General features: G+C 44.6%; 24 protein-coding genes. 18 read left to right on the top strand and 6 right to left on the bottom strand.

The window, feature by feature from the left end:
- The first annotated feature begins 40 nt into the window (after positions 1-40).
- The gene (locus tag OH456_RS16305) at positions 41-853 is read left to right on the top strand and encodes an alpha/beta fold hydrolase (protein ID WP_270033875.1); all 813 of its coding nucleotides are present in this window, start codon (positions 41-43) and stop codon (positions 851-853) included.
- 78 nt (positions 854-931) lie between these two features.
- Here the strand turns inward: OH456_RS16305 and plsY are convergent, their stop codons facing one another.
- Positions 932-1,528, bottom strand: a complete 597-nt coding sequence (plsY, locus tag OH456_RS16300; RefSeq protein WP_038229101.1) for a glycerol-3-phosphate 1-O-acyltransferase PlsY — start codon at positions 1,526-1,528, stop codon at positions 932-934.
- 105 nt (positions 1,529-1,633) lie between these two features.
- Here plsY and folB point away from each other — a divergent pair, with 105 nt between their 5' ends.
- From folB to OH456_RS16285, 3 genes are read left to right on the top strand one after another with little or no spacing between them, the layout of a single operon-like run.
- Positions 1,634-1,993 (top strand): dihydroneopterin aldolase, encoded by a 360-nt coding sequence (gene folB / locus OH456_RS16295; RefSeq protein WP_270033874.1) that lies wholly within the window; start codon positions 1,634-1,636, stop codon positions 1,991-1,993.
- Positions 1,990-2,472, top strand: coding sequence for a 2-amino-4-hydroxy-6-hydroxymethyldihydropteridine diphosphokinase (gene folK / locus OH456_RS16290; protein ID WP_031494595.1), 483 nt, complete (start codon positions 1,990-1,992; stop codon positions 2,470-2,472). The genes folB and folK overlap by 4 nt, the downstream gene beginning before the upstream one ends.
- A gap of 13 nt (positions 2,473-2,485) precedes the next feature.
- A complete protein-coding gene (locus OH456_RS16285) occupies positions 2,486-3,289 on the top strand; it encodes an undecaprenyl-diphosphate phosphatase (protein ID WP_038229107.1) in 804 nt (267 codons plus the stop codon).
- Positions 3,290-3,300: 11 nt separating this feature from the next.
- Here OH456_RS16285 and OH456_RS16280 read toward each other — a convergent pair whose 3' ends face one another.
- Positions 3,301-4,527, bottom strand: a complete 1,227-nt coding sequence (locus OH456_RS16280; RefSeq protein ID WP_270033873.1) for a multifunctional CCA addition/repair protein — start codon at positions 4,525-4,527, stop codon at positions 3,301-3,303.
- 86 nt (positions 4,528-4,613) lie between these two features.
- On the opposite strand from OH456_RS16280, the gene OH456_RS16275 reads away from it, so the two are divergent.
- Positions 4,614-6,278: an AAA family ATPase gene (locus OH456_RS16275; RefSeq protein WP_236109178.1), complete on the top strand. Its 1,665-nt coding sequence runs from the start codon at positions 4,614-4,616 to the stop codon at positions 6,276-6,278.
- Complete coding sequence (locus tag OH456_RS16270; RefSeq protein WP_236109177.1) at positions 6,275-6,877, top strand: general secretion pathway protein GspB; 603 nt, start codon at positions 6,275-6,277, stop codon at positions 6,875-6,877. Before OH456_RS16275 ends, OH456_RS16270 begins: the two co-directional genes overlap by 4 nt.
- Before the next feature lie 54 nt (positions 6,878-6,931).
- Here OH456_RS16270 and OH456_RS16265 read toward each other — a convergent pair whose 3' ends face one another.
- From OH456_RS16265 to OH456_RS16250, 4 genes are all read right to left on the bottom strand, one after another.
- Positions 6,932-8,683, bottom strand: a complete 1,752-nt coding sequence (locus OH456_RS16265) for a PglL family O-oligosaccharyltransferase (RefSeq protein ID WP_236109176.1) — start codon at positions 8,681-8,683, stop codon at positions 6,932-6,934.
- 70 nt (positions 8,684-8,753) lie between these two features.
- Positions 8,754-11,582 carry an excinuclease ABC subunit UvrA gene (gene uvrA / locus OH456_RS16260; RefSeq protein ID WP_006070977.1) on the bottom strand — a complete coding sequence of 943 codons (2,829 nt, stop codon included), beginning with the start codon at positions 11,580-11,582 and terminating at the stop codon, positions 8,754-8,756.
- Between the two features lie 158 nt (positions 11,583-11,740).
- On the bottom strand, positions 11,741-12,610 hold the full coding sequence (galU, locus tag OH456_RS16255) for a UTP--glucose-1-phosphate uridylyltransferase GalU (RefSeq protein ID WP_006070978.1): 870 nt from the start codon (positions 12,608-12,610) through the stop codon (positions 11,741-11,743).
- A 175-nt stretch (positions 12,611-12,785) separates the two neighbouring features.
- Positions 12,786-13,436 (bottom strand): LuxR C-terminal-related transcriptional regulator, encoded by a 651-nt coding sequence (locus OH456_RS16250; RefSeq protein ID WP_006070980.1) that lies wholly within the window; start codon positions 13,434-13,436, stop codon positions 12,786-12,788.
- A 260-nt stretch (positions 13,437-13,696) separates the two neighbouring features.
- Here OH456_RS16250 and OH456_RS16245 point away from each other — a divergent pair, with 260 nt between their 5' ends.
- From OH456_RS16245 to OH456_RS16190, 12 genes are all read left to right on the top strand, one after another.
- Complete coding sequence (locus OH456_RS16245; protein ID WP_006070982.1) at positions 13,697-14,248, top strand: single-stranded DNA-binding protein; 552 nt, start codon at positions 13,697-13,699, stop codon at positions 14,246-14,248.
- A 262-nt stretch (positions 14,249-14,510) separates the two neighbouring features.
- Entirely contained in the window at positions 14,511-16,502 is a 1,992-nt protein-coding gene (csrD, locus tag OH456_RS16240) for an RNase E specificity factor CsrD (protein WP_270033870.1), read from the top strand.
- Positions 16,503-16,514: 12 nt separating this feature from the next.
- The gene (locus OH456_RS16235) at positions 16,515-18,023 is read left to right on the top strand and encodes an MSHA biogenesis protein MshI (RefSeq protein WP_268665842.1); all 1,509 of its coding nucleotides are present in this window, start codon (positions 16,515-16,517) and stop codon (positions 18,021-18,023) included.
- Complete coding sequence (gene gspM, locus OH456_RS16230) at positions 18,020-18,670, top strand: type II secretion system protein GspM (RefSeq protein ID WP_124940615.1); 651 nt, start codon at positions 18,020-18,022, stop codon at positions 18,668-18,670. Before OH456_RS16235 ends, gspM begins: the two co-directional genes overlap by 4 nt.
- A complete protein-coding gene (locus tag OH456_RS16225) occupies positions 18,663-18,989 on the top strand; it encodes a hypothetical protein (protein WP_038229124.1) in 327 nt (108 codons plus the stop codon). The genes gspM and OH456_RS16225 overlap by 8 nt, the downstream gene beginning before the upstream one ends.
- Before the next feature lie 15 nt (positions 18,990-19,004).
- The gene (mshL, locus tag OH456_RS16220; protein WP_268665973.1) at positions 19,005-20,678 is read left to right on the top strand and encodes a pilus (MSHA type) biogenesis protein MshL; all 1,674 of its coding nucleotides are present in this window, start codon (positions 19,005-19,007) and stop codon (positions 20,676-20,678) included.
- Positions 20,679-20,726: 48 nt separating this feature from the next.
- Positions 20,727-21,566 (top strand): ExeA family protein, encoded by an 840-nt coding sequence (locus OH456_RS16215; protein ID WP_006070992.1) that lies wholly within the window; start codon positions 20,727-20,729, stop codon positions 21,564-21,566.
- A gap of 2 nt (positions 21,567-21,568) precedes the next feature.
- Positions 21,569-22,642, top strand: coding sequence for a tetratricopeptide repeat protein (locus OH456_RS16210; protein WP_270033868.1), 1,074 nt, complete (start codon positions 21,569-21,571; stop codon positions 22,640-22,642).
- Positions 22,632-24,356: a GspE/PulE family protein gene (locus tag OH456_RS16205; protein WP_270033866.1), complete on the top strand. Its 1,725-nt coding sequence runs from the start codon at positions 22,632-22,634 to the stop codon at positions 24,354-24,356. Before OH456_RS16210 ends, OH456_RS16205 begins: the two co-directional genes overlap by 11 nt.
- A 29-nt stretch (positions 24,357-24,385) precedes the next feature.
- Entirely contained in the window at positions 24,386-25,609 is a 1,224-nt protein-coding gene (locus tag OH456_RS16200) for a type II secretion system F family protein (RefSeq protein ID WP_006070996.1), read from the top strand.
- Between the two features lie 6 nt (positions 25,610-25,615).
- Complete coding sequence (locus OH456_RS16195) at positions 25,616-26,083, top strand: hypothetical protein (RefSeq protein WP_270033864.1); 468 nt, start codon at positions 25,616-25,618, stop codon at positions 26,081-26,083.
- Between the two features lie 89 nt (positions 26,084-26,172).
- Entirely contained in the window at positions 26,173-26,709 is a 537-nt protein-coding gene (locus OH456_RS16190) for a prepilin-type N-terminal cleavage/methylation domain-containing protein (protein WP_412104842.1), read from the top strand.
- Positions 26,710-26,715 lie beyond the last annotated feature (6 nt).

Here is a 26,715-nt window from a genome sequence, read left to right as displayed (position 1 = left end):
TCTGTGTTAACCTGTTAAAAAACATAGGGAATGAACGAATATGAAACAATTCAAGGTTGATGGCCAAACCATGGCATATCAAGATGTGGGTCAAGGACCAGTAGTTCTTTGGGGTCATAGCTATTTGTGGGACAGTGCTATGTGGCAACCTCAAGTAGAAGCGCTAAGCCAACACTATCGCTGCATTGTTCCAGACCTTTGGGCACATGGCGAGTCCGAGGCAGCGCCAACTTCGATGTCGAATCTTAAAGATTACGCGCAACATCTCTTGGCGTTAATGGATGAGCTTGAAATTGATGAGTTTTCTATCGTTGGTTTGTCCGTTGGCGGGATGTGGGGCGCAGAGCTAACCGCATTAGCACCAGCGAGAGTCAAAAGCTTAGTCCTTATGGACACGTTTGTAGGTCTAGAGCCTGAAGTTGCTCATGCTAAATATTTCGCCATGCTAGCAACGATCACCGAGCTTAAAGCCGTGCCAGCACCAATTGTTGAAGCAGTGGTGCCACTGTTCTTCGCCAATAATGCCAAACAGGTTAATGCTGATCTTGTTGATGGTTTTGAAGCTAAGTTGTCTGCGTTAAGCGGTGACAGAGCGGTTGAAGTTGCACGGATTGGTCGTATGGTCTTCGGTCGACGTGATTTGTGCGATGAAATTGAGAAATTCGCGCTACCTTCTCTAGTAGCTGTCGGAGCAGAAGATAAGCCACGTCCGGTACTTGAATCGTATTTGATGAATGATTTGATTTCTGGCAGTGCGATCAACGTGATCCCAGAAGCCGGTCATATCAGTAATTTAGAGCAGCCAGAATACGTGACTGCCATGCTGACAGAGTTCTTAGCTCAGCATAGCTAGTAGTAATAGCTATCTATGCTCGAATAGTATTTAGCGGTGCCAATTGGCGCCGCTTTTTGCTTTTTAGTTAGCTGAAAATTACGAGATTTTTTTCTTACCAAGCTTGGGTTCACTTCCATCAAACAATCGGCGAATGTTTTGGTGATGCCTCAGTAAAATAAGACAGCTCAACATAGCAACAGGAAGCGTAAAGAGTGGTCTTGCCATCCAAGTGTAAACTGGTGCAAGCAAAACAGTGACTATGGCCGCTAAGGACGAATAACGAAAGATCACAGCAACCAGTAGCCAAGTGCCAGTGATAAGTCCGGTGAGATCCCAGCCGATAGGTGCAATTGCACCAAGTGCGGTCGCGACTCCTTTTCCGCCTTTGAAGTGAAAGAAAATAGGGTACATGTGCCCAAGACACGCAGCAATCGCAATGACACCAAGAATGACAGGGTCTATCCCCAGATAGTAGCCACTCCAAACCGGAATTGTACCTTTGAGCATATCGCACAATAGTACACCCACCGCAGCCCCTTTGCCTCCGATACGAAGCACATTGGTAGCGCCTGGGTTATTTGAGCCTACTGTTCTTGGATCGGGTAATCGCAGCAAACGACAGATCAGCACTGCACTTGAGACTGAACCAAGTAAGTAAGCTGCGATGATCATAGCAAACGCTAACGGGGTCATTAGGCACCTTTTCGCAAGAAATTATCTAAGGGGACTGATATCATATCGAAAATAGTACGTTTTTTCCCGACAAATGGGTATCCGACCTCTAATAAAGGACAAATCATGGCATTGGATAAAGTATTTATAGAACAGCTTGAAGTCATTACTACTATTGGTGTTTATGACTGGGAACAAGAAATAAAACAAAAGCTTATATTAGATATTGAGATGGCTCACGACAATGCTCCTGCTGGAAAAAGCGACGATGTCATTGATGCATTAGATTACTCAAAGGTGAGCGAAGCCGTACTCAACCATATTGAAAATGGTCGTTTTCTGCTGGTAGAAAGAGTTGCTGAAGAAATTGCTGAGTTAATTCAAACTCAATTTTTAGTGCCTTGGGTGAAAATTCGTTTAGCGAAACCGGGTGCAGTACCACAGGCCAAAAGTGTTGGTGTTGTCATCGAAAGAGGCGAGGCATGATTACTGCCTTCGTTGGTGTGGGCTCTAATGTGGATCGTGAAAAACACATTCGCGCTGCGTGCCAAGAGCTATCGCTCATCGCTAGTAACTTAAAGATGTCACCGGTGTATGCTTGTGAATCTTTTGGTTTCTCTGGTAATGATTTCTACAACATGGTGGTTCGTTTAGATACATCGCTGAACTTGGTTGAGTTTAGTGCAGCTCTGAAAGAGATCGAAGTAAAGTGGGGGCGAGATATTGACGCGGCTAAGTTTCAAAATCGCACCATAGATCTCGATATCCTGTTGTTTGGAAATGAAATCTCACAAAAAAAACCGCTTGTTCCACGTGAAGACATTTTTAAATATTCATTTGTAACACAACCTCTGTATGATCTTGCTCCAGATTTGGTCATTCCAAATGATGAGCGCTCACTCTGTCAGATCTTAGCGGCGATTCCAGCTCCTGTGGCTTTAAGAAGAATCGATTTTCAATTTTAGTTGGTAGTTAATAATGAGTTACTTTGAAGCCTTTATATTGGCGCTAATTCAGGGGCTTACTGAGTTTTTGCCTATCTCAAGTTCGGCTCACCTGATTTTGCCTTCAGCGGTTTTAGGATGGGAAGACCAAGGCTTAGCCTTTGATGTGGCAGTACACGTGGGTACGTTAGCTGCGGTGGTTATCTATTTCCGCAAGGAAGTGGTTACCCTGTTTGGCGCGCTATTCGGCTCTATTTTCAAAGGGGAGCGCAGCAAAGAGGCTAAGCTGGCTTGGATGATTGTCCTAGCAACGATTCCAGCGTGTATCTTTGGTTTGTTGATGAAGGACATTGTAGAGTTGTATTTGCGCAGTGCTTATGTGATTGCGACAACGACAATTGTGTTTGGCTTGCTGCTTTGGTGGGTGGATAAAAACTCCAAGTTAGCAGACGATGAATACCAAGCGGGTTGGAAGAAAGCGTTATTTATTGGCTTAGCACAAGCTTTGGCGATCATACCTGGTACTTCTCGCTCTGGTGCAACCATCACCGCGGCGCTGTATCTCGGATTTACTCGCGAAGCGGCAGCGCGTTTCTCGTTTCTGATGTCTATTCCAATCATCACTTTAGCTGGTGCTTACCTTGGTCTAAAACTGGTGACAGGCTCTGAGCCCATTCATGTTGGTTTCCTGCTAACTGGCATCATTGTGTCTTTTATTAGCGCATACATTTGTATTCACTTTTTCCTAAAACTGATCTCAAGAATGGGTATGACACCATTTGTGATCTATCGATTGATTTTAGGTGTGGGCTTATTTGCGTTTCTACTGATGAGCTAAGACGATAAAGCCTAAGCTTTAGGGCATAGGCTTTGTTCTACGGCTTTAACACGACGCTTATCCAGTTCTTCTTTAATCGCTTGTCCTTTAAAACCATCTGCTATGATGTTTTGTACTTCCACGCTGATTGCTGCTTGGTAAGCTTGCATGAAACGTTCGGCTTGTGGATACGGGTTACTCTCCAGTCCTTTTCGTCCTTTATGGTCGGCTTCACAGCACATCAAAACTTGCTGTAATTTCTCGGGCTTACGCCACACATCGAGTTGACCAAAAATCTTAATGAAGGTTGCCGGCCTTAGTTCGGCCGCGCGATGAACGTTGGAGTGCTGAGCACAAACCGCAACAGCTAAATCACGGTACTCATTAGGCACACGTACACGACTACAAAGAGACTTTATAGCTTTTTGCCCAGTGTGTGTATGAAGCTTATGGCTTGGCCACTCTTCTGCTGGCGTTAGAGATTTTCCGAGGTCATGGACTTGAGCGGCAAAACGGACAATTGGCGATGTGCTTAGCAATGCGGCTTGCTGCGCAACCATCAGCGTGTGTATGCCTGTATCGATCTCAGGATGCCACTTTTCAGGTTGCGGAACACCAAACAGTGCGTCTAATTCTGGCAAAACAACCGCAAGAGCACCGCAGGAACGAAGTACATCTAAAAATACCTCAGGATGACGAGTTGTCAGTGATTTGTGCCACTCTTGCCAGACTCGTTCGGCGGTTAAGTGTTGCAACTCTCCATCGTTAACGATTGATTTCATTAAATCCATGGTTTCTGGAGCGACCGTAAACCCTAGATGTCTAAGCTTGGCGGCGAAACGAGCGACACGTAATACTCTAAGCGGATCTTCAACGAATGCCGGTGATACATGACGTAGTACTTTATCTTTTAAGTCTTGTTGTCCGTTGTAGGGGTCAATAATACGCCCTGAATCATCTTGTGCCATGGCGTTGATGGTAAGGTCACGGCGCATTAAGTCCTGCTCTAGAGTGACATCGGGCGATGAAAAGCATTCGAAACCAGTGTAGCCTTTACCAGCTTTGCGCTCAGTGCGAGCGAGTGCATGCTCCTGTTTCGATTTAGGATGTAAGAAGACGGGAAACTCTTTGCCTACAGCTTGAAAGCCGTCAGCCAACATTTGCTCAGGAGTTGCACCAACCACGACCCAATCTTTGTCGTAGACCTCAAGTTTTAGTAATTGGTCGCGCACTGCGCCCCCAACAAGATAGACTTGCAAATTGGCTCCCCTTTTTCGTACTTAGCCGTTGGCATTCATCTAGCTCAATGGTACTTTGCTTTGACTGATATTGTAAGGTTGAATGGATGTATAAGGATTATTTTGGCTTTTACGAGGTGCCTTTTTCAATAGTACCAAGCTCTCGTTATTTATTCTTGAGTCAGCGACATCGAGAAGCAATGCAGCATCTTCAAGCCGGTCTCGGACAAGGTGGTGGATTTGCCATGTTAACGGGGGAAGTTGGGACGGGAAAAACCACTGTAGCCAAAGCTATGTTAGCGTCACTGGATGATAAAACAGCATCTGGATTGATCCTAAATCCAACCTTTTCGAGTCAAGATCTGCTTGAAGCTATTTGCGATGAGTTTTCTCTTAGTTACCCTGAAAAGGCCTCCTTAAAACAGCTCAGTCAAGCCATATACCAGTATCTTATCGATAATGACCAACAAGGTATTAATACGCTGCTTGTAATCGATGAAGCGCAGCATCTCTCTGCGGAAGTTCTTGAGCAGTTGCGACTGTTGACTAATCTTGAAACGGATGATCATAAGTTACTGAAAGTGTTGTTGATTGGTCAACCTGAGTTGCAAGACAAACTGCGTACAACCCAATTACGTCAATTGGCCCAACGAATCACCGGACGTTATCACTTATTGCCGCTTACGGAAGGGGAGACTCGCCAATATATAGAGTTTCGTTTGTCGACGGCTGGCGGTGACACTTCGCTGTTTTCGAAGGGGGCTATCGCTGTGATGAATAAAGCCAGTCAGGGTATTCCGCGTTTGATTAACCTCATCGGTGATAAAGCGTTGCAGTATGCTTATCACTCAGGCGAGAAACAAGTATCTAAGTCCTTGGCACAAAGCGCTTGTGAGGACATTCTTTCGTTCCAAGCTCCTGGTGTAGGACATTCGGTGCAAAATACAAGTGGTGGTTTGTCAGAGTTATTGTCGACGTATGCAATGCCTGCGCTACTAGGTATTGCGATTGCAGGGGGGCTGTACTGGAAAGGCGCCGAAGGATTAGCGTGGTTGTCATCATTATCAAACCAACAGCTTGTTGCTGAGCCAGTCAGTACCTCAAACACTCCCTCCCAAGAAGTGATATTACCTGTTAACAATGTTGCAGAACCTTATCCTAAAGAGCTACTGCAAGATTTGTTTAAACGAAAAGATAAAATATCGGCGATTCAAGAGCTTTACGCGGTTTGGGGCTATAAAGCAGGCGTACTTGATGGCATGTGCGAAGAGTCACCGAGCAGTAGTTTTGAGTGCCAAAAGTATTTAGGTACCTTGTCTCAGATAGAACAACAGAATCTGCCCGTTGTGATGTCTCTGTATTTGGATGGACAACAAAGCTATGTGGTGCTGTATCAAGTTTCAGACGACCAAGTGCAAGTACTGAATGGTCAGCAACGTATCTCTTTGCCGAAGTCATGGCTTGAGCAGTTATGGACTGGTGAATACTACTCTATCTGGCAACGTGAACTGCAAACGACGCTCCGATTAAATCAACAGGGAGCGCAAGTTCGGTTATTGGATGAAAAACTGTCAAAAGTGCTTGGAGGTACACCTTCTGGTAGCGATATTTTCGATGAAGCACTAAAGCGCAAAGTGGAAATCTTTCAGCGTTGGCAGAATATTGATGTTGATGGCATAGCTGGGCGTAATACGTTACGTAAATTGGAGCTGTTAACCCAGAATAACCCTCCTTCTATCGAAGCTAAACAGAACCAAGAGGGGTCACTATGAAGTCTCTAATCTGGAGTAGTTTGGTCCTCGTATCTATCGGTACAATGGCCTCTCAGAATGCACCTGAGGACTCACAACAACTAAGCAAACCATATTCTATTTTGGCATACCCTGATTTTTCGGAGCTTAAACCGTTGCCGCAAGTAAGCGTGCCCGTTACTACGACTCAGGTCACTCAAGTCGCAAACACAACGAGTGCTAGTTCACCTATTGACGTTGTGCCAGATACCAACACAGTTTCAGAACAGCCTTTTGATTTAGAGAACTTAGATCTGAGTGGTTTAGACCCTGAGATTGCTCGCAAGGTTGCATCTGCCATCAATAAGACAGAACCTTCTTTAATACCAAGTAATTCAGATCATATTGCTCTAGAAGATAATCAAGCTCGTTATCGTGGACGTCTGCCTGCCTTGAACTTACAAACTCATATGTATTCGTCTGACGCTCAGCGACGTTGGGTCAAAATCAACGGCCAGGAGTTAAAAGAGGGAGATAGGCTGAATAACATCCAACTACTCGCTATAGAACCTCAGTTTATTACGATTCGCTTTGATAACGATATCATTGATATTCCTGCTCTATATGAATGGGGTGGATAAAAAACGGGACGCTAAAGTAGCATCCCGTTTTCTTAGTCATTGAGCGTATCTAGTTTATAGCTGAGACTTCGCCTGTACTGGTTCGGTAGCAACTAGCTCAAACTGCTGATAAGGGAACAGATACTCCGCTTCGGTTTTTACTTGCTGAGCTTTACTCGTATCTCCTATCCCTTGGTAAGCCAATATGAGATTACGATAAAAGGCAGGACGTGGCTTGTGACGGATAATATCCACAGACCAGTCAATATAAGGTTGAATAAGCGTTTTATCGCCAGTGCGTAACCCGAGCTTCAGATAAGTGCTATAGACATCCCAGTCATAACGATCTTGCCATGCCATGGGGTTACTGACTTTCTCTAAGATGGTGGCGTCGACTGGGTCAGATTTTTCAAACCTGTTTAATACATAATTGGTATGCAAAGACGCAACCATATAGGTGGTAACCAAAATTGGTATCAAAAGAGACATCACTCGTGTCAGTGTCTTAGTTACACCGGATAAAGAAGCTTGTTTTAATCGAGGCGTACGTTGATCTACCCAATAAATCAGGATGATAAAGGTAATCCAGTGTATCAATGAATGATAAAACGGATACTCCAATTGACTGTGCAGAACAATGGGTAGGAATAGAGCGAATATAGCCAAGCGTGTCCCAGGTTTAGCGGTGTAAATTCGGCTTAGGACGAAAAGAGCCGCGAGCAAAATGCCTAAAATCGGCAGCAATCCCCCCTCAATTCCCCAAAACAACAATTCGTTCTGTGGGTGATCTAGAGCAGGTACCCCAGCAGAAAAATGGTTGTTGAGCTGGTGCTGTCGAGCCGTATACACCATGTACTCAGGTTCAAATTTTCCTAATCCATAGCCAGTAAATGGCTTCTCGATCAGCATATCTATGGACTGGCTGTAAATCGTTGCACGAATGTCGGTAAAGCTGGCTTTTTGTTCGATAAGGTTTTGGCTACTGGTGTTCCCAAACCCAAGAAAAAGTCCCAATGCTACGCCAGCTAAACTAGCAAAAGTCCAGCCTCGAAAGCGCTTCCTAGTCGAGTGTCGGTACAGATAAGGGATAAGCAGCAATGTTCCGATTAGTGCACCTAGCCAGCCGGTTCTTGAGCCTAAAACGACAATTAGAGGTAAGGTAATTACGGGTGTTAAATATAAGATGGAGACATCGCTGATGTGCCAATTATATTTATGTCGTTGACGTGCGAGCAGATAACCAGATAGAACCAGAGCGGTAGCGAGAAAGCTCGCCATCACATTAGGCTGTTGGAAGATGCCGTAGGGCCGGTTAATGACTACGTCATATCCCATGAAATTATCATCGGACAGCAAGAAATACTGGCCATAGCCAATCGCAGACTCAATCAGAGCCGCTAGGACAACTAACCACAGAAACCGTTGTTTCTGCTTATTGGTGAACTGAAACTGCTGCAAAACAATGAACAACAACATGCCACTCCACAGAGCAATAAAGCGAGGAGCGACGGAAATTATGTCGGGCTTGCTGTAGAACAGTGGAGTACTTAACAGAATACAAGATAGCAACAAACCAATAGTAAGTTTGCTGTAACGCAATATTTGGTTGCTACCGAGTTGATAAAGCCCAATAGCTAAAGCGACGCTAAATGCAATCCATGCTGTGTTATTGAAGGTAAGTGCAAGCCCTAAGCCGCCTGGATTTGGCCAGAAAACATGTGTCGCGATGAGATAAAGCATCGCCATAGCGGCCATGAATTTTCGATTGAGCGGGGGACGAACTCGGTTTTCAGCCAGTTCTGTACCGTTGGTATGAATAATTGCCATGCTTGCTACTAGTTAATGAACAAGAAAGAGAGTGACGTAACCATACGTCACTCTTCTAAGATGCCCTAATTTAACCTTTTAGCATAGGTTTTAGGAAGCGTGCTGTGTGAGAACCTTCGACTTGAGACACATTTTCTGGGGTGCCTTGAGCGATAATTTCTCCTCCTCCTTGTCCACCTTCTGGCCCTAAATCGATGATCCAGTCAGAAGTTTTAATGACATCAAGGTTGTGCTCGATAACCACGACGGTATTGCCATGGTCACGCAGACGATGAAGAACGGACAAGAGTAGCTCTATATCGTGGAAGTGCAGACCGGTTGTTGGCTCATCTAAGATATAGAGTGTTTTACCCGTATCACGTTTAGAGAGTTCTCTAGCCAGTTTAACCCGCTGAGCTTCACCACCTGAAAGTGTCGTAGCAGCTTGACCGAGACGAATGTACGAAAGACCTACGTCCATTAAGGTTTGTAGTTTTCTAGCAATTACAGGAACCGGATCGAAGAACTCACGAGCATCTTCTACAGTCATTTGTAGCACTTCATCAATGGTCTTGCCTTTGTAGCGAACTTCTAACGTTTCACGGTTATAACGCTTCCCTTTACATACGTCACAAGGCACGTATACATCAGGTAAAAAGTGCATCTCTACTTTGATAACGCCGTCACCTTGACATGCTTCACAGCGGCCGCCGCGAACATTGAAGCTAAAGCGACCAGGTTTGTAGCCACGAGAGCGTGACTCTTGAGTGCCTGCAAACAGTTCGCGAATGGGGGTGAAGATACCAGTATAAGTAGCAGGGTTAGAGCGGGGTGTACGACCTATTGGACTTTGGTCAATATCGATCACTTTATCGAAATGCTCTAAACCTTCAATCTTCTTATAAGGGGATGGTTCGGCAGTTGTCGCTCCATTGAGCTGAGTGTGCGCTATCTTAAAGAAGGTATCATTAATCAGGGTGGATTTACCTGAACCGGAAACACCAGTAATGCAGCTAAATAGACCAACTGGAATAGTTAAATCGACATTCTTAAGGTTATTGCCTGTTGCACCTTGCAGCTTCACCACCTTCTTGGCATCCATTGGTGTACGCTGTTGAGGAATCGCAATTTCTCGTTTCCCGCTTAGGTACTGACCGGTTAGTGATTCTTCTGATTGGATAATGTCTTCAATAGTACCTTCAGCTACTACAGAACCACCATGTACGCCTGCACCAGGGCCAATATCAATGACATGGTCTGCCGTTCGGATAGCGTCTTCGTCGTGTTCAACAACCAATACGGTGTTACCTAGATCTCTTAAGTGCGTTAGCGTATTGAGAAGACGTTCATTATCGCGCTGGTGGAGACCAATAGAAGGCTCATCGAGAACGTACATTACCCCGACTAGACCCGCTCCAATTTGACTTGCCAAGCGGATACGCTGCGCTTCCCCGCCTGAAAGCGTTTCGGCACTGCGTGACAGGTTTAGGTAGTTAAGGCCGACATTAACGAGGAAGTGCAGACGATCATTGATCTCTTTCATGACCTTCTCTGCTATTTGGGCACGTTGTCCCTCAAGCTCTAATGATCGGAAAAAGTCCATGGCACCACTGATGCTCATTTCGACGATTTCTGGCAATGTGGTATCAGCAATAAAGACATTACGAGCTTCTTCACGCAGACGAGTACCGCCACAAGAACCACAGGATTTTGTCGAGATATACTTCGCGAGGTCTTCACGCACTGAGTTAGATTCAGTATCACGATAACGACGCTCAAGGGTATTTAGGATCCCTTCAAATGGATGGCGTTTCACGCGGATATCACCGCGATCGTTAACGTAGTTAAATTCCACCTCTGTGCGACCTGAGCCTGTAAGTACCACATCTTTGATCTTTTTGGGCAGAGATTTAAAGGGCGCGTATAAGTCAAAGTCGTAGTGCTTGGCCAGTGAGGTCAGCATTTGGAAGTAGTAATAGTTCTTCTGATCCCAACCACGAATCGCACCTTCAGCAATGCTCAGATCTTCATCCATCACGACTCGTGCTGGATCGAAGTATTGCTGGACTCCTAAACCATCACACGTGTGGCAGGCACCTGCAGGATTGTTAAACGAAAACAGGCGAGGCTCAAGCTCTTGCAAGCTATAACCACAGTAAGGGCAAGCAAAATTGGCAGAAAAGATGATGTCCTCTTTTTCTGGTTCATCCATCCAAGCAACACCGACGATGCCACCTGAGAGTTCAAGCGCGGTTTCAAAAGATTCGGCAAGACGCTGCTGTAAGTTATCTCGAACTTTAAAGCGGTCGACAACCACCTCAATGGTGTGCTTTTTATGCAACTCAAGTGTCGGTGGATCTGAAAGATCGCAGGTTTCTCCGTCAATACGGGCGCGAATAAAACCTTGAGCTGAGAGGTTTTCTAGAGTTTTAACATGCTCACCTTTACGCTCCTTAACAATTGGAGCTAGTAACATCATTTTAGAGCCTTCCGGTAGCTCTAGAACTTTATCAACCATTTGGCTAACGGTTTGTGCGGCTAATGGTGTTTTGTGTTCTGGGCAGCGTGGCTCGCCCACTCGAGCATACAGCAAGCGCAAGTAGTCATAGACTTCTGTGATGGTACCTACAGTTGAGCGAGGGTTATGCGAGGTGGACTTTTGCTCAATAGATATGGCTGGAGACAAGCCTTCGATGTGGTCAACATCAGGCTTCTCCATCAAGGATAAAAACTGTCTTGCATAAGCGGATAAGGATTCCACATAACGACGTTGCCCCTCTGCGTACAGAGTATCAAAGGCAAGTGAAGACTTACCTGAGCCCGAAAGGCCAGTGATAACGGTCAGTTTGTCGCGAGGAATTGTCAGATTGACGTTTTTTAGGTTATGGGTTCGAGCACCCCTAACTTCGATCTTATCCATTGTTGCCACTCATGTAATACTTAGTGTGACAAGTATTACATAGTGTGAAGTTTGTGCAAAGAAATACTGGATAAAAAAACAGGTCCATAAACGTAAAAAGCGCCACTTCTCGATGAAAGTGGCGCTACGGCTTACCGTTTATTCTTTGAGCTCAAGGCTTACGCTTTCTTCGTAGCGTGTTTGCCAAGCTCTGCAGTTTTCTCATCTTTTAGGTAAAGATTCTCAAAGCAGTAGTTCGTTGCTTCGATATAGCCTTCTACGCTGCCGCAGTCAAAACGTTGACCTTTAAATTTGTAGGCCAAAACGCAGCCAGCTTTTGCTTGTTTAAGCAAGGCGTCAGTGATTTGGATTTCACCGCCTTTGCCAGGTTCTGTCTGTTCAATTAGCTCGAAAATATCTGGAGTCAGAATATAACGACCAATGATCGCTAGGTTGCTAGGCGCTGTGCCTTGCTCCGGCTTTTCAACCATATCATCTACACGGAAAAGATCGTCTTTAATCATTTCGCCAGAGATAACACCGTATTTGTGCGTTTCATCTTCAGGAACTTCTTGAACCGCAACGATTGAGCAGCGGAACTGCTTGTAGAGCGCGACCATTTGAGCCAGTACACCTTGATCTTCGTTAACACAAAGGTCGTCCGCTAGAACGACGGCAAATGGTTCGTCACCTACAAGCTCACGACCAGTCAAAATTGCATGGCCGAGGCCCTTCATTTCACGTTGGCGAATGTAGGTGAATTGTGCTGAATCAATGATGTCGCGAATATCAACAAGAAGCTCTTCTTTATTAGTGCCACTAATTTGGTGTTCAAGCTCGTAGTTTTTATCGAAGTGATCCATGATGGAGTGTTTACCACGACCTGTAACAATACACATTCCGTCCATTCCCGCTTGAATGGCTTCTTCCACACCGTATTCAATCAGTGGTTTGTTAACCACTGGCATCATTTCTTTAGGCATAGATTTTGTGGCGGGTAGGAAGCGAGTTCCGTAACCAGCTGCCGGGAATAGGCACTTCTTGATCATGATAAAACCCTTTATCTTTATTCGTTTTAATTTGTTGCCACTGACGGGCGATTGGACCTAAGTCTACATAGTATCGTTAGTTTATGACAGTAGAAATGTGTCAGAGTTCGCTCTGTTTTGCGGTGAAAACTCATAGCGAACTCTCTACTTAGAAGAACGTGTATTGTTTATATTGTTAGGAGAGAAGGTTTTGATTAGCCCAAGCTATCGCTTGTAGGCGGTTTTTTACCGAAAGTTTTCTAAACACCTGATAAAGATGGGATTTTACTGTGGATTCAGTAATAAATAGGTCTTCAGATATTTGTAAGTTGCTGGCTCCCGATTGCAGACACCGCAGGATCTCGATTTCTCTAGCCGTCAAATCTACCACAGTGGGAGAGGTATTTGCTGAAACCACATGGCGATAGTGGTGTAACAGTTGGCTGGTTACTTCTCGAGGTAGCCAGTTTTTGCCGTTAATGATTTCTCCTAAACCAATCACGATTTTCTTAGCGTCTTCGTGGCTGTAAAAGAGCCCTTTGATATGACCATATCTAAGGATCTCCTCGGTCGTTAGCCGATGCGGAACATTGATCAGTACGGTCTCAAAATTTTTGCTTGCTAAAGGCAGGTTTAACACTTGTTGGAAAAGATCTAAGGATTCTTCGTAATCAAAGAGCAAAATACGATTACGAGAACCGGAGGTGGTTGAAAGTAGATCCTGAGGAGTGATGGCTTCAATAGCATTAATACTTAGATGGGATAAGCGCTTTACCCTTTTGGTAACTGAGTCCTCTTGATTAAGAGTGACATGTTGAATGACGCGTTGGTAATTATTTCTTCTCATAGCACACTTTTACTGGTGGTTTTTATGCATGTTGACGAGTATGTAGTTTATGTTCTAGTGATAAAAAAGTAGTTTGAGAGTGACTTAAAACTATCTAAGTAATTGATATAAATATAAAGTTTATCATTGTTTGCTTCGCTCGTAATAACGAGGGGAAAGGGGTTATTTTGGTATCCTCAGGATAAGCGCTGTTGCGGTACCAGTGGTTCGTGTTATCCTACTGGGCTAATTTGAAACACACTGTGGTTACGGAGCAAAACATGGCAAGCCGTGGAGTAAACAAAGTCATTCTAGTGGGTAACTTAGGTAACGACCCAGAAATTCGTTACATGCCAAACGGCGGTGCCGTGGCGAATATTACAATCGCAACCTCTGAATCTTGGCGTGATAAAGCGACAGGCGAGCAGCGTGAAAAAACTGAGTGGCACCGTGTTGCTCTGTTTGGCAAGCTAGCGGAAGTTGCTGGTGAATATCTGCGTAAGGGCTCTCAAGTTTATATTGAAGGTCAACTGCAAACTCGTAAGTGGCAAGATCAAAGTGGTCAAGACCGCTACACAACGGAAGTCGTTGTTCAAGGCTTCAACGGCGTGATGCAAATGCTAGGTGGCCGCCAAGGTGGTGGTGCTCCTATGCAGGGTGGTATGCAAGGCGGCATGAACCAAGGTGGTGGCATGCAGCAGCAAGCTCCTCAACAACAGGGTTGGGGACAGCCTCAACAACCTGTACAACAACCAGCTCAGCAAAAACCTGCTCAACAGCAGCCGCAGTACAATGAGCCACCAATGGACTTCGATGACGATATCCCGTTCTAATCAGTGCTGAATATCAAGTCAAATTAAGTTCTATTTGATTATTGCATAGAAAAGCCGCGATGAATTCGCGGTTTTTTTTGTTTCTTAGAGACAACGCATTGCTTGTTGCTTAACGGGTTATAGTAAATTTGATATAACAAACAGTTAACGCGATAGCTTATTTTATATAATGTGCGCATGAATCTCTCTTGTTGCATCAACGAGTTGAGTTCGGACGATAAACGTTAATGACATCATCGGTTCAAAAAGGACTTTAGTACCTATGAGGCAAACTCCCACCCTCAAACTGAGCACTCGCTTAGTGGCTTTTGTGACAGTAATTGTCATGAGTGCCGTATTTATTCTGTTTGTTGGCGGAACACTATCCATTAAAAGGATGGGCCAAGAGTACCTCAATCACCACTTGGCTGGCATTGTTCGAGTTATCGATAAAGAACTAGAAGACCCCGATGCAGCCTATATGATGCAGCGTTGGATGCCTAAGATGCTGCAAGCCAGTAATATCATTGAGATGCAGCTGACCTCTTCAGCTGGTGTGGTATACCGATACAAAAACACCTCTCCAACTATAGATCGCACCATTGTGTATCGAGAAGGTTTTGATTTAGAGCGTAATGATGGCTATCGCGTCGAATTTACCGCGCTGCCCCCTTATTTGGATGTTCGTTATTCCATTGAAGCCATGTGGTCGGTCACCTTAGCTTTTGGGTTGATTGTCTTTTGCCTAATGCAAGGGGTGAAGTGGCTTCGTAAACAGCTAGTTGGCTCTGAGTTATTGGAAGAACGAGGCCGGATGATCTTAGGTGGTCGCGTAGAGCAGTTTGCTAAAGGAGATGAAAGAGAATGGCCTTATACCGCTAGTGAGGCTTTAGACATTCTAATCGAAGAATTGCAAGATGCTCGCCAAGAGCGCAGTCGATTCGACACCTTTATTCGCACGCAAACCTTCCTTGATCCATTGACCGGCAGTGCAAATCGAATGCTATTTGATAGCAAACTAGAATCTGCGATACATGAAAGCGGCGCTCAGGGCGGTGTTATGCTATTTCGAATCGAAGACTGGGATCAAGTACAGGAGGTTCAAGGTAAATCAACGTCAGATGACTTCCTCGTGGAAGTTGGTGAAGTGATTTCCAACGCGGTTCAGAAATATCCTGATGTGATTTTCTCCCGTTACTATGACGCCGATTTTGCCGTATTTATTCCGCATCAAAGCAGCAAAGATGTTGCTAACCTAGCAAACCAATGTATTCGTCAGCTTGAAAAGATCACGCCGCCAACGCCTCTTGATGAAGAGAACTGGTGTCACATTGGCGTCAGTATGTATTCCGAAGGTGAACGCCAAGGGCGCATCATGGAAGAAGCAGAAACGGCGCTGAAAAGTGCTCAACTGCAAAAGGTGAATAACTGGAGCCGATTTAGCAAGCAAGTCCAAAAATTCGATGAGCGTGGCAGTGTGCGTTGGCGTACATTGTTTGATAAAGCGCTTCTGCCTGAGAATCTACTTATTTTTTCGCAGCCCTGTTATTTGTACGAAAAAGGGAAGGAGCTCGACGTACTTCACAAAGAATTGTTTGCACGAATTGAAGATCCGGAACGAGGTATTGTTAAAGCGTCACGATTCCATTCCGCTTTACTTCAAGTAGGTTACGAGTCCAATTTTGATCGTGCTGTGCTCAATAAAGTGTTACGAAACATTAAGAAAAGTCCGGCTATTCTACCGATTTCTATCAATCTTTATGTCGTGCCATTTGCCAACAAAGGTTATTTTAAGTGGTTTCGTGATGAGTTGTTGCAGTTACCTATCGCGGTACGCTCACAACTGAGCTTTGAATTTTCCGAAGCAAGACTAGTTCAACATCTGGACTATATTCGCCCAGTTGTTAGAATGCTGTCCGGTTTAGGGTGCACAGTAATCGTAGGTCAGGCTGGTCGTTCGATTGTGAGTACTCATTACATCAAAGATCTGAAAGTAGATTATCTTAAGTTGCATCGCAGCTTAATTAAGAAAATTGATCAACGGGATGAAAACCAATTGTTTGTTCGCAGCATGGTTGGTGCTTGTGGGGACTTCAAAACACAAGTTATTGCCGTAGGCGTGGAAAATAAAAAAGAGTGGCATACGCTGCTTGATCTTGGTGTTAGCGGTGGTCAAGGACGTTATTTTGCAGCTGAAACACAACTCATGCCAGATCCTAAGCCAAAAGCGGCAATGATAAAGCCTGGACGAAGAAATCGTTGGAAAAGAACCTAACGCGGAAATGTTATGACGTTTAAAAACATCGTTGCTCGATTTAGGTCGAAACAAGCGAATACTTCCCCAATGGTAGTTATTATGCAGTCGGACGGCGTCTTTTTGTCAGAGAAAGGACAGCTTAAGGTTAGTAACTGTGATATTACTGCCAACAATTGGCAAAAGGCGCTTGAGCAACTGCTGCAGCCCAAAGCAACCAAGGGCCAAGGCGTCAATGTTGTCATTGGTAGCGACCTTTATCATACCTATCAAATAGACACGCCAAGAATACCAAAATCTGAATGGCCTCAAGCTCTGCCTTTTTTATTAAAGGATGTTATCAGTGAGCGAGTGACTGAGATTGTTGCCGATGGTCTAGAGCTGCCAAGCTTGAATAAAACAACTGCCTATGTGATTCAGAAATCCTGGCTGTTACAGCTTCGTGGTGTATTAGAAAACTTAGGATTGGAACTGTCTCAAGTTATTCCAGAAGAGCTATTTTGGGCAAGAGCTCAAAAAGAGAGTCACAGCGCTGTTTTACTGCAAAGAAGTCGTTTTCATCATTATCGAGTGAGTGCTTTTGTTGAACAATTGCCGATTTTCCATCGAACTATTCGTAGTGTTTCTGGCCCTGTTATTCAAGGTGAAACCATTGGACTTGATGTCGACAGCTTAGCGCTTGAGTTGCAAAGGTCTCTTGATTATCTGTCATCACAATTAAAAACAGGTGGCGTACATGCGTTGCAAGTTTGCTGTGATGAAGAATCGGAAAACCAACTGGCTGAAGCACTCACTGCACGATTGAATGTCAAAGTGAAGCCGCTCGTTTCCGAGCGTACGGGGTGGTCTGGAGCGTTATTAGCTCAAATTGCTAGTGAGCAGTTGGAAGGGCCAGCAGTTAACCTGTATCCATCGTATTTAAAGCCTAAACAAGAACATTTCACCTTAACTAGAGTTGCGTCTGTAATGGCTCTGACAGTAACAGCTGCTGTTGCGGTGTATGGGTATATTTCAGTTTCAACAGTTCAATTAGAAAGCGAGCTAGCACAATCGGAGTCTCGCGCAGACTCATTACACGATGAATTAAGCCAGCAAAAAGCGGCGTTGGAGTCACATCGACCTTCTCCGGTTAAAGTTGCCGCCGTAGAGCGCTTAAAGCAGGAGATCGCCGCGAAAAAAGACGCGTTGGATGCGGTAGATGACTATGACAAAGAGCAGCAAGTTGGCTATTCAAGCGTGATGAACTCGCTTGCGACGTTGGGAAGAAACGACATTTCAATTCAACAGATTTACCTTGATAAAAGCAATATTGATATTTCTGGATTAGCACGAAACGCCAGTGTGATTCCAAACTGGGTTGGGCAATTCAAGCAAGAGCAAAGTCTGGTTGGAAGAACCTTTAAGACCTTGAAAATTGGTCGTAATACTAATGATGTCGTGACATTTGAATTGCGTACCAGTCCAGAAAATCGATCTCTAGATACTGTGGTAAATGCGCGTGAAAAAGTGGATGCGACACAAGTATTGGAGGCTCAGCAGTGAAGGACTATTGGCTGAAGTTAGATCAGAAGTTCCTCGCCTTAAGTACAAGAGAAAAATCGTTACTCTCAATCTGTGCTTTCGTCATTGTGGCTATGATGCTTTATCTGCTGTTGCTAGAGCCTAGTTTATTGCAAAAGAACCGTTTGGAACGACAACTTCAACAAGTTTCCAGTGAAAACATGGAATTAGAAGGGCAGCTTTCAGTATTGAGCAGCCAGCTTAAACAAGATCCAGACAAAGACATTAATCTTGAGTTCAATCAGTTAATTGATGAGAGCCAAGCGTTATCAGAACAGCTCTCTGGATTGGTGGATAATCTTATCTCACCGGTCCAAATGACTAACCTGCTTGAATTGGTGTTAAGCAAGAGCCAAGGTTTGAAACTTGTCGCTCTTGAGTCGCTACCACCAGAGCCTATTACTGGCACTGATGGAGCAAGTGAGTACTCCGGTTACTTCGTTCATCCAGTTAAAATTGAATTGACGGGTAACTATTTTGCTATCGCCAAATATCTATCTGAGTTGGAGCAAATGCCGGTTAAATATTATTGGCGCAGCTTTAAATATGATGTGGAAAAACATCCCAAAGCTCGCTTGATTTTAGAAGTGTACACACTGGGCACTCGCAAGGAGTTTATCGGTGGTTAGAGCAATATTTATCGCCTTATTGAGTGTTTCCATGTCTTCGTGGGCGACCCAAGATCCCACTGCACCTTTAGGGTGGGCGCAGCCAACACAAGTACAAACGAAACCGAAGAAAAAAGTGGTGTACCGATTGCCGACATTGCAAAGCATTGTTTGCGAACAGGCAATGCCGTGTTCAGCCGTGATGAATGACAAAGTGGTTGAAAAAGGTGATGTCATTAACGGTTACAAAGTCGTCAATATCAACAGTGAAAATCTCCTCCTTCAGCGCGCAGGCAAGCAGTGGAAACTTGGCCTATTTGCGATGGACGTAAAAAACTAAGGCTATAAGAATATGATGCGTAAGGTAGTAGTCGGTATATGTATCGCAGCATTGGTGGGATGTTCAATGGGACATCGAGATCCGGTTGAAATAAAGCAAAGTCTCAATGAATCGGTAAACAATGCGAATAACAAGAGCCTAGATGAGTTGCCCCCAATGGTGGAAGCCGACCTAATGCCTGAGCTAGACACTCAGGCAGGCTCACATTCGAGCCGAACGCTGAAGCGTTTCCGAGTGCAAGCCAATGGTGTTGAAGCCAAAGCATTTTTCACCAGTTTGGTAAAAGGAACTGAGTACAGCGTGTCTATTCACCCGAGTGTATCGGGTAAAATTACTGCTAACTTGAGTGATGTGACGTTAGATGAAGTGCTGGATAACGTTAGTGATATGTATGGTTATGACATTGAGAAAAAAGGTCGAATCATCCAAGTGTATCCAGCGGGCTTACGCACAGTTTCTATTCCAGTGGATTACTTGCAGTTCAAACGTTCAGGTCGCTCATTAACCTCGATCACGACTGGAACCATCTCCAGCAGAGATTCGAGCAATAACAACAATAGCAGTAATTCAAACAATAACTCGAACTCGAACAGCTCAAGTTCGAGCTCGTCCAGTTCATCGAACTCAAATAACGTTAATGGTGGCAATAGCAACAATAATGAGCAAGGTGGTACTCGCATTGAAACCACCAGTGAAAGTGATTTCTGGCCTGCGCTTGAGCAAGCAGTGAGTAAGTTGATAGGAACTGGTGACGGCCGCAGTGTAGTGGTTACCCCTCAAGCCAGTTTACTTACGTTACGCGCTTATCCCGATGAAATTCGTCAGGTTAGAGAATTTTTAGATATGTCGCAGCAGCGACTTCATCGTCAAGTGATTCTGGAAGCAAAGATTCTAGAAGTAACGCTGAGCGACGGTTATCAACAAGGCATTAGCTGGAGCAATATTGGTGCGGCAATTGGTAGTGGTGGTGTGTCTATCTCCCGACCAGCACAAAACCCAGTACCACCTTTAAATCAGATTGGCACCCTGTTAGGTGGGCAAACCAACGTGACCATTACGGACGGACACTTTGAAGCCGTATTGAGCTTTATGGCGACGCAAGGCGATCTCAATGTCCTTTCTAGCCCTCGAATCACCGCCGCCAACAACCAAAAATCGGTTATCAAAGTGGGTACCGATGAGTACTTCGTTACTGATATCTCAACGGTAATTGGTTCTGGTGAAAATGCCAACGTAGCGCCTCAAGTTGAATTAACGCCCTTCTTCTCGGGTATTTCTTTGGACGTGACGCCGCAAATTGATGAAAAAGGTAATGTTCTGCTGCATGTTCATCCTGCGGTTATTGAAGTTCAAGAAGAGAAAAAAGAGATAGAAGTGTTAGGGGATTCTATCATTGTGCCGCTAGCGAAAAGTTCTATTCGTGAATCAGATTCTGTTATCCGTGCAGCTGACGGCGACGTTGTAGTGATTGGTGGCCTGATGAAATCGGCAACCACTGAAATGGTCTCTAAAGTGCCATATCTTGGGGATATCCCTGCATTGGGACACTTGTTTAGAAATACGCAAAACGTGACAGAGAAGACGGAGTTGGTCATCTTGCTACGTCCGACTGTTGTTGGCGTGAATACATGGCAGAAAGAAGTTGAGCGTTCTCGTGACTTACTTAACGAGTGGTTCCCAGAAGATTAAAAGGCCTAGAGCTTGACGTTTGAGTTGAAGCGATTGGAACGATAAACGGTGTACTTAGACTATTTCGGATTTGAGCAATACCCATTTGCGCTGACGCCCAATACTGCGCTGTTTTTTGGTCTGTCGCCGCATTATGAGGCGATACAGACTGTGACGGCGGGCGTGGCACTTGGTGAAGGAGTCCTCAAAGTCACGGGCGAAGTAGGTACTGGAAAAACCTTAGTCTGCCGAATGTTAATCAAACAGCTCGAGGCTGATTACAGCTTAGTTTATCTGCCCAATCCGGTGTTGTCCGGTGCTGAGTTAAGAATTGCTATTGCTAAAGAACTTGGCATAGAGCAATGCCAGCAACATACGTTGCTCGAAGATATTCAGAAAAAACTTATCGAAGCCAAACAGTCCAAGCGACCAGTAGTAGCTTTGATTGATGAAGCTCAGGCCTTATCTGATGAAGCACTAGAGACGCTTCGTTTATTAGGAAATCTAGAAACCGAAGACAGCAAATTGATGCACTTAGTGCTGTTTGGGCAGCCCGAATTGGATACGCGACTTGAACAGCATCACCTAAGGCAATTTAGACAGCGAATCACCTTCAGTGCCACATTGCGTACTATGGCAAAAGCTGAGTGTTTTGCTTATGTCCAGCAGAGAACGATGAGCGCTGGACGTGAAGAACATCTGTTCAGTCATCATCAACTGGCTGCCATATGGCGAGCAAGTAAAGGCGTTCCAAGATTAGTGCACCAAATTTGCCATAAAACACTGTTGTTAGCGTTTGGTGACAACAGCCAGCAGGTATTAAACCGCCACTTGTATCTGGCGATAAAAGATACTTTTGATGCCACCAAGCCGATATTCAAATACCCAGTACTCTGGGGATGGAAATAACTATGAGTGCGATTAATAAAGCCTTATCAAATCTGACTAGTAAACCCAATAATTCTCATGTGAATATTGAGCAAGCTGTAATACCCAAAGTGAGAAATACCTCTCCCATTGTGTGGATTGGGGTTGGAATCTTAGTCAGTTTAGCGATGGGAAGCTGGGCGTTTTCTACAGCAAATATGCCACCTTCTATGAGTGTGCCTCAAGAAGGTTCACGCTCTTTAGCGCCGCCTCGCACCCAATTAAATTCACCGACAGCGAATTTAGGCTCCGCTTCTTCTAATGTGTTTGACTTACCAAAGGCAAAGCTGACTGATGTTCAACGTGTATCGTTAGTCAAAGACCAGTCAAAAGCCGTCACTACGATGGCAGATATGCACGTATTGCCGTCCTCTGCTGAACCTATTTTGTTAGCCCAACTATCTCCAAATAAAGTTGAGCCTCAAGCCAACGGTGGAGAGATGGTGGTTGAGCAAGTAGAACTCAGCTCGGAACAGTTAGCGGAAAAGGCCATTCAACGTGCCAAGAAATCGATTGATGCCAATGATATTAATGGTGCACTTGAGAATTATACCGCTGCACTTAGATACGCACCGGAAAACGAGCAAGTGAGACAGCGATTGTCGGCGCTCTACTACGGTAAAGGTCAGACCCGAAAATCGTATGAACTTTTGCAAGAAGGGATTAATCGTAACCCGTCTGGTGAAAGGTTACGTTTGGCGTTAACGAAATTACTTATCAAAGAGAATCAACAGGAGGCAGCCCTCACGCCATTGGTTTATCTGCCTGAGTATCCATCGATTGAATACTTATCACTAAGAGCCGGTCTCGCGCAGCGAAATAAACAAGCCGATTTGGCCTATCAAAGCTATGAGTTGCTTACCCAACAAGACGGTGAAAATGCTCGTTGGTGGATGGGGCTTGCTATTCAGCAGGAGCGTAAAATGGAGTTTTTACTGGCTAAAAACTCTTATGAAAACGCGCTCGAAAAGATAGGTGTTTCAAGCCAATCGAAAGCATTTATTCGCGACAGACTTAAGGTCATAGAAAACCTCGAAGGAAGTAATGATGCAAATTAAACTTCGTAAACGTCTCGGTGATCTACTGGTTGAAGAAGGCATTATCAATGAACAGCAGCTACAGCAGGCTTTGTCGATTCAGCGTAATACAGGCCGAAAGCTTGGTGCAACACTAATAGAGCTGGCTGCCCTGTCCGAACAGCAGATGCTAACGTTTTTATCGCAGCAATTAGCTTTACCATTGATCGATTTAAGTCGGGCACAAGTCGATGTGGATGCGGTTCAGCTTCTTCCTGAAGTTCATGCAAGACGCTTGCGAGCACTTGTGATTGGTCGTCGAGACGATACATTACGAGTCGCGATGAGCGATCCAGCGGATCTTTTTGTTCAGGAGTCGTTGTTAAACCAACTTGGTCAATACGCTATCGAGTTTGTTATTGCTCCCGAAAAGCAATTGCTTGACGGTTTTGACCGCTACTATCGCCGTACCAAAGAAATCGCTTCATTTGCAGAGCAGCTTCATGCTGAGCATCAGTCGACGGATGTTTTTGACTTCAATATTGAAGAAGATGAAAGCGAAGAGGTGACGGTCGTTAAGCTGATTAACTCTTTGTTTGAAGACGCCATTCAAGTAGGTGCTTCTGATATTCATATTGAGCCAGATGCCGAAGTGTTGCGTCTTAGACAGCGTATTGATGGCGTGTTACATGAGACGTTATTAAATGAAGTGAATGTTGCGCCAGCGATGGTACTGCGATTGAAGCTTATGGCAAATTTGGATATTTCGGAAAAGCGTCTACCTCAAGATGGCCGATTTAATATTAGAGCCAAAGGACAGTCGGTTGATATTCGTATGTCGACTATGCCCGTTGAACATGGCGAATCTGTGGTCATGCGTCTGCTCAACCAATCAACAGGTGTCAGAAGGCTTGAAGAGTCGGGGATTCCAAATGATCTGCTGATTAAGTTGCGAAAGCAGTTGCGTCGCCCTCACGGAATGATCTTGGTCACTGGACCAACGGGGTCCGGCAAAACCACGACTTTATATGGTGCGCTGACTGAGTTAAATAGTCCTGGAAAAAAGATCATTACTGCAGAAGATCCGGTTGAATATCGTTTGCCTCGAGTCAATCAGGTTCAAGTAAACCCAAAAATTAATTTAGACTTTTCATCGATCCTGAGAACTTTCCTACGCCAAGATCCTGATATTATTCTCGTCGGCGAAATGCGTGACCAAGAAACCGTGGAAATTGGTTTGCGTGCTGCATTAACCGGGCACTTGGTTCTTACAACTTTGCATACCAATGATTCTGTCGACAGTGCGTTACGAATGATGGATATGGGGGCTCCTGGGTACTTAGTTGCTAGTGCCGTAAGAGCGGTCATTGCCCAACGTTTGGTGAGAAGAATTTGCCCCGATTGCAAATGTGAGCATCCAGCGGATGAGCATGTAAAGCAATGGCTGATGACTCGCTTCCCTAATCAAACAGAGATGACCTTCCATAAAGGGCAGGGGTGTCAAAACTGTAATCTAACCGGCTATCGAGGACGGATAGGCGTATTCGAAATGCTGGAACTCGACCAAGGAATGATGGACGCCTTACGGGCGAATGATGCTGTACTGTTCTCACAGCGAGCTAGAGCCTCGAAAGAATATAAACCCTTGCTCGCGTCTGCAATGGAACTCGCAATTCAAGGAACCGTCAGCCTAGATGAAGTGATGGCACTGGGTGAAGGGGATGCTTCCGGTAGCATCGAACCTATTTACATTTAGTTTAATGGTTTATAGCTAGAGATAAGACAATGCCAACCTATCGTTATAAAGGGCGCAATCTTGATGGTTCAGAGATTTCTGGTCATCTAGAGTCTGCCAGTGAAGAAACCGCGGCGGAGATTTTGATCTCTCGTGGGGTGATTCCAACGTCGATCTCACAAGGTGGTAAGTCAACGTCATTTAGCGACAGCCTAAGTGCATTGATAGCGCCGGCGGTACCTTTAGAAGTGCTGGTTATTTTCTGTCGTCAGTTGTTCAGTTTAACGAAAGCCGGTGTGCCATTGTTACGCTCCATGAAGGGCCTGACACAAAACTGTACTAACAAGCAGTTGAAATACGCCTTGGAAGAAGTCGTTAATGAACTAACTAACGGTCGTAACTTATCGAGTTGTATGCAGCTTCATCCTCGCGTGTTTAGTCCACTTTTTGTTTCTATGATTGCTGTGGGTGAAAATACGGGACGTTTAGACCAAGCATTAGAGCAACTGGCTGCCTATTATGAGCAAGAAGTCGAAACTCGTAAGCGTATTAAGGCGGCAATGCGCTATCCAACCTTTGTGTTGACCTTTATCGTTGCCGCGTTGTTTGTACTGAATATCAAAGTTATCCCTCAGTTTGCTGATATGTTTGCCAGGTTTGGCGTCGATCTTCCTCTTCCCACTCGTATTCTGATTACTACCTCGAACTTCTTCGTCGGTTATTGGCCGCTCTTATTGGGTGCGATGGCTGGCAGTTTGTTTGCGTTTCGTGCTTGGCTTGCTACGGCCGCGGGTAGGGAAAAGTGGGATCATATTAAGTTGAGGCTGCCTATTGTCGGCGGCATTGTAAATCGTGCTCAACTTTCACGTTTCTCAAGAACATTTGCTCTTATGCTTCGTGCTGGCGTGCCTTTGAATCAATCATTGGCGTTATCGGCTGAAGCAATAGACAACAAGTACTTGGAAAACCGCATTATGGAAATGAAGGCGGCTATTGAGGCCGGAAGCACGGTGTCTTCAACTGCTATTAATGCCAATATTTTCACGCCGCTTGTTATTCAGATGATCTCTGTCGGAGAGGAAACGGGTCGTATTGATGAGCTTCTGTTAGAAGTTTCGGATTTTTACGATCGCGAAGTTGATTATGATTTGAAGACCCTAACCGCCAGAATTGAGCCGATTTTGCTCACTGTGGTTGCTGGAATGGTATTAATACTGGCTCTTGGCATTTTCCTGCCTATGTGGGGCATGCTCGATGCCATGAAAGGAATGTAACGAGCGATGGCTATCAAGAGTGTCTTTTTCCAAAGAGATGCGCTGCGCTGGCTAATTTGGAGTTGTGTGATTCTAGCACTTGTAGGGTTTTTCTTATCTACGGTGAATCGTAATCAAGAAAAAATCACCCGTACTCAAGCGGTAGTGATCGGCAAAGTTATGCAACAGCGCATTAATGAATTGCATCAAGCTTGGTTAATAGAGAAACAACCAAATTATCTACAAGTTGATAATACCGTCGTAAAATTTGACCAAACCGGTTGGATTACCCTATCAAATAATGAAAATAGAAACTGTAAATACTTGTTATCAATACTTTACAGCGACGCGGATTCTATAAAACACAATCTATTTATAAAATCAGAGCGAATTGATAAAAAAAACTATAGTTGTGTATACGGTATAAATACTGATATTGAAATTAAAGCAATTAAAATTAATAGCTTGCATATGGAAGTCATTTTTTTGACTTGAGTAAAAAAATTGACGTTAATGCTTTGTAATCATTATTCAACTAGTTATAATTTGGGCAGAAAATCACACTTTTGATATAAATGGATCAAATAATGAAAAAAGCTCAAGGTTTTACACTAGTCGAGTTAGTCGTGGTTATTGTGGTATTAGGCCTACTTGCAGTAGCGGCTCTACCACGATTTGTTGATGTAACAGAAAGTGCAAAAGAATCTAGCGTTGAAGCGGTTGCTGGTGGTTTTGCAACTGGTGTGTTATCAGCTCGCGCGCAATGGGAAGCTAATGGCCGAACTAAGTCAGGTGTAAATAACTACGTTGATTACGATGGCACTCGTTTCTGGTTGACTCGCTCGGAAGATGGCACAACAGGCTTCCGTGATGGTTACCCTAGTAATACTAACGCTAACAATAGCAACAACGTAAATGTCGAAGCGTGCGTATTCCTTATGGAGAACTTACTGCAAAACTCTCCAGCGGTTGAGCAGTATACAAACAGTCCTTCAAAAGGCACTAAGTACTTAGCGCAGGCAGTGAGCAGCACTAAATGTCGCTATACACAAAACGAAAGTAACCGTCATTACTTCGAGTACGATATTCGTACCGGTAAAGTTACTGTTGAACTTAAATAAGTTGTA

Source organism: Vibrio sp. La 4.2.2, assembly GCF_027586995.1.
GTDB classification, from domain to species: Bacteria; Pseudomonadota; Gammaproteobacteria; order Enterobacterales; family Vibrionaceae; genus Vibrio; species Vibrio mediterranei.
The sequence above is the reverse complement of the archived record's forward strand: the minus strand, read 5'-3'. Positions and strand labels throughout refer to the sequence as shown.

Coding starts and splice junctions, on each gene's coding strand:
- OH456_RS16305 (WP_270033875.1), top strand. CDS start 41: ATGAAACAATTCAAGGTTGATGGCCAAACCATGGCATATCAAGATGTG.
- plsY (WP_038229101.1), bottom strand. CDS start 1,528: ATGACCCCGTTAGCGTTTGCTATGATCATCGCAGCTTACTTACTTGGT.
- folB (WP_270033874.1), top strand. CDS start 1,634: ATGGCATTGGATAAAGTATTTATAGAACAGCTTGAAGTCATTACTACT.
- folK (WP_031494595.1), top strand. CDS start 1,990: ATGATTACTGCCTTCGTTGGTGTGGGCTCTAATGTGGATCGTGAAAAA.
- OH456_RS16285 (WP_038229107.1), top strand. CDS start 2,486: ATGAGTTACTTTGAAGCCTTTATATTGGCGCTAATTCAGGGGCTTACT.
- OH456_RS16275 (WP_236109178.1), top strand. CDS start 4,614: ATGTATAAGGATTATTTTGGCTTTTACGAGGTGCCTTTTTCAATAGTA.
- OH456_RS16270 (WP_236109177.1), top strand. CDS start 6,275: ATGAAGTCTCTAATCTGGAGTAGTTTGGTCCTCGTATCTATCGGTACA.
- OH456_RS16265 (WP_236109176.1), bottom strand. CDS start 8,683: ATGGCAATTATTCATACCAACGGTACAGAACTGGCTGAAAACCGAGTT.
- uvrA (WP_006070977.1), bottom strand. CDS start 11,582: ATGGATAAGATCGAAGTTAGGGGTGCTCGAACCCATAACCTAAAAAAC.
- galU (WP_006070978.1), bottom strand. CDS start 12,610: ATGATCAAGAAGTGCCTATTCCCGGCAGCTGGTTACGGAACTCGCTTC.
- OH456_RS16250 (WP_006070980.1), bottom strand. CDS start 13,436: ATGAGAAGAAATAATTACCAACGCGTCATTCAACATGTCACTCTTAAT.
- OH456_RS16245 (WP_006070982.1), top strand. CDS start 13,697: ATGGCAAGCCGTGGAGTAAACAAAGTCATTCTAGTGGGTAACTTAGGT.
- csrD (WP_270033870.1), top strand. CDS start 14,511: ATGAGGCAAACTCCCACCCTCAAACTGAGCACTCGCTTAGTGGCTTTT.
- OH456_RS16235 (WP_268665842.1), top strand. CDS start 16,515: ATGACGTTTAAAAACATCGTTGCTCGATTTAGGTCGAAACAAGCGAAT.
- mshL (WP_268665973.1), top strand. CDS start 19,005: ATGCGTAAGGTAGTAGTCGGTATATGTATCGCAGCATTGGTGGGATGT.
- OH456_RS16210 (WP_270033868.1), top strand. CDS start 21,569: ATGAGTGCGATTAATAAAGCCTTATCAAATCTGACTAGTAAACCCAAT.
- OH456_RS16205 (WP_270033866.1), top strand. CDS start 22,632: ATGCAAATTAAACTTCGTAAACGTCTCGGTGATCTACTGGTTGAAGAA.
- OH456_RS16200 (WP_006070996.1), top strand. CDS start 24,386: ATGCCAACCTATCGTTATAAAGGGCGCAATCTTGATGGTTCAGAGATT.
- OH456_RS16195 (WP_270033864.1), top strand. CDS start 25,616: ATGGCTATCAAGAGTGTCTTTTTCCAAAGAGATGCGCTGCGCTGGCTA.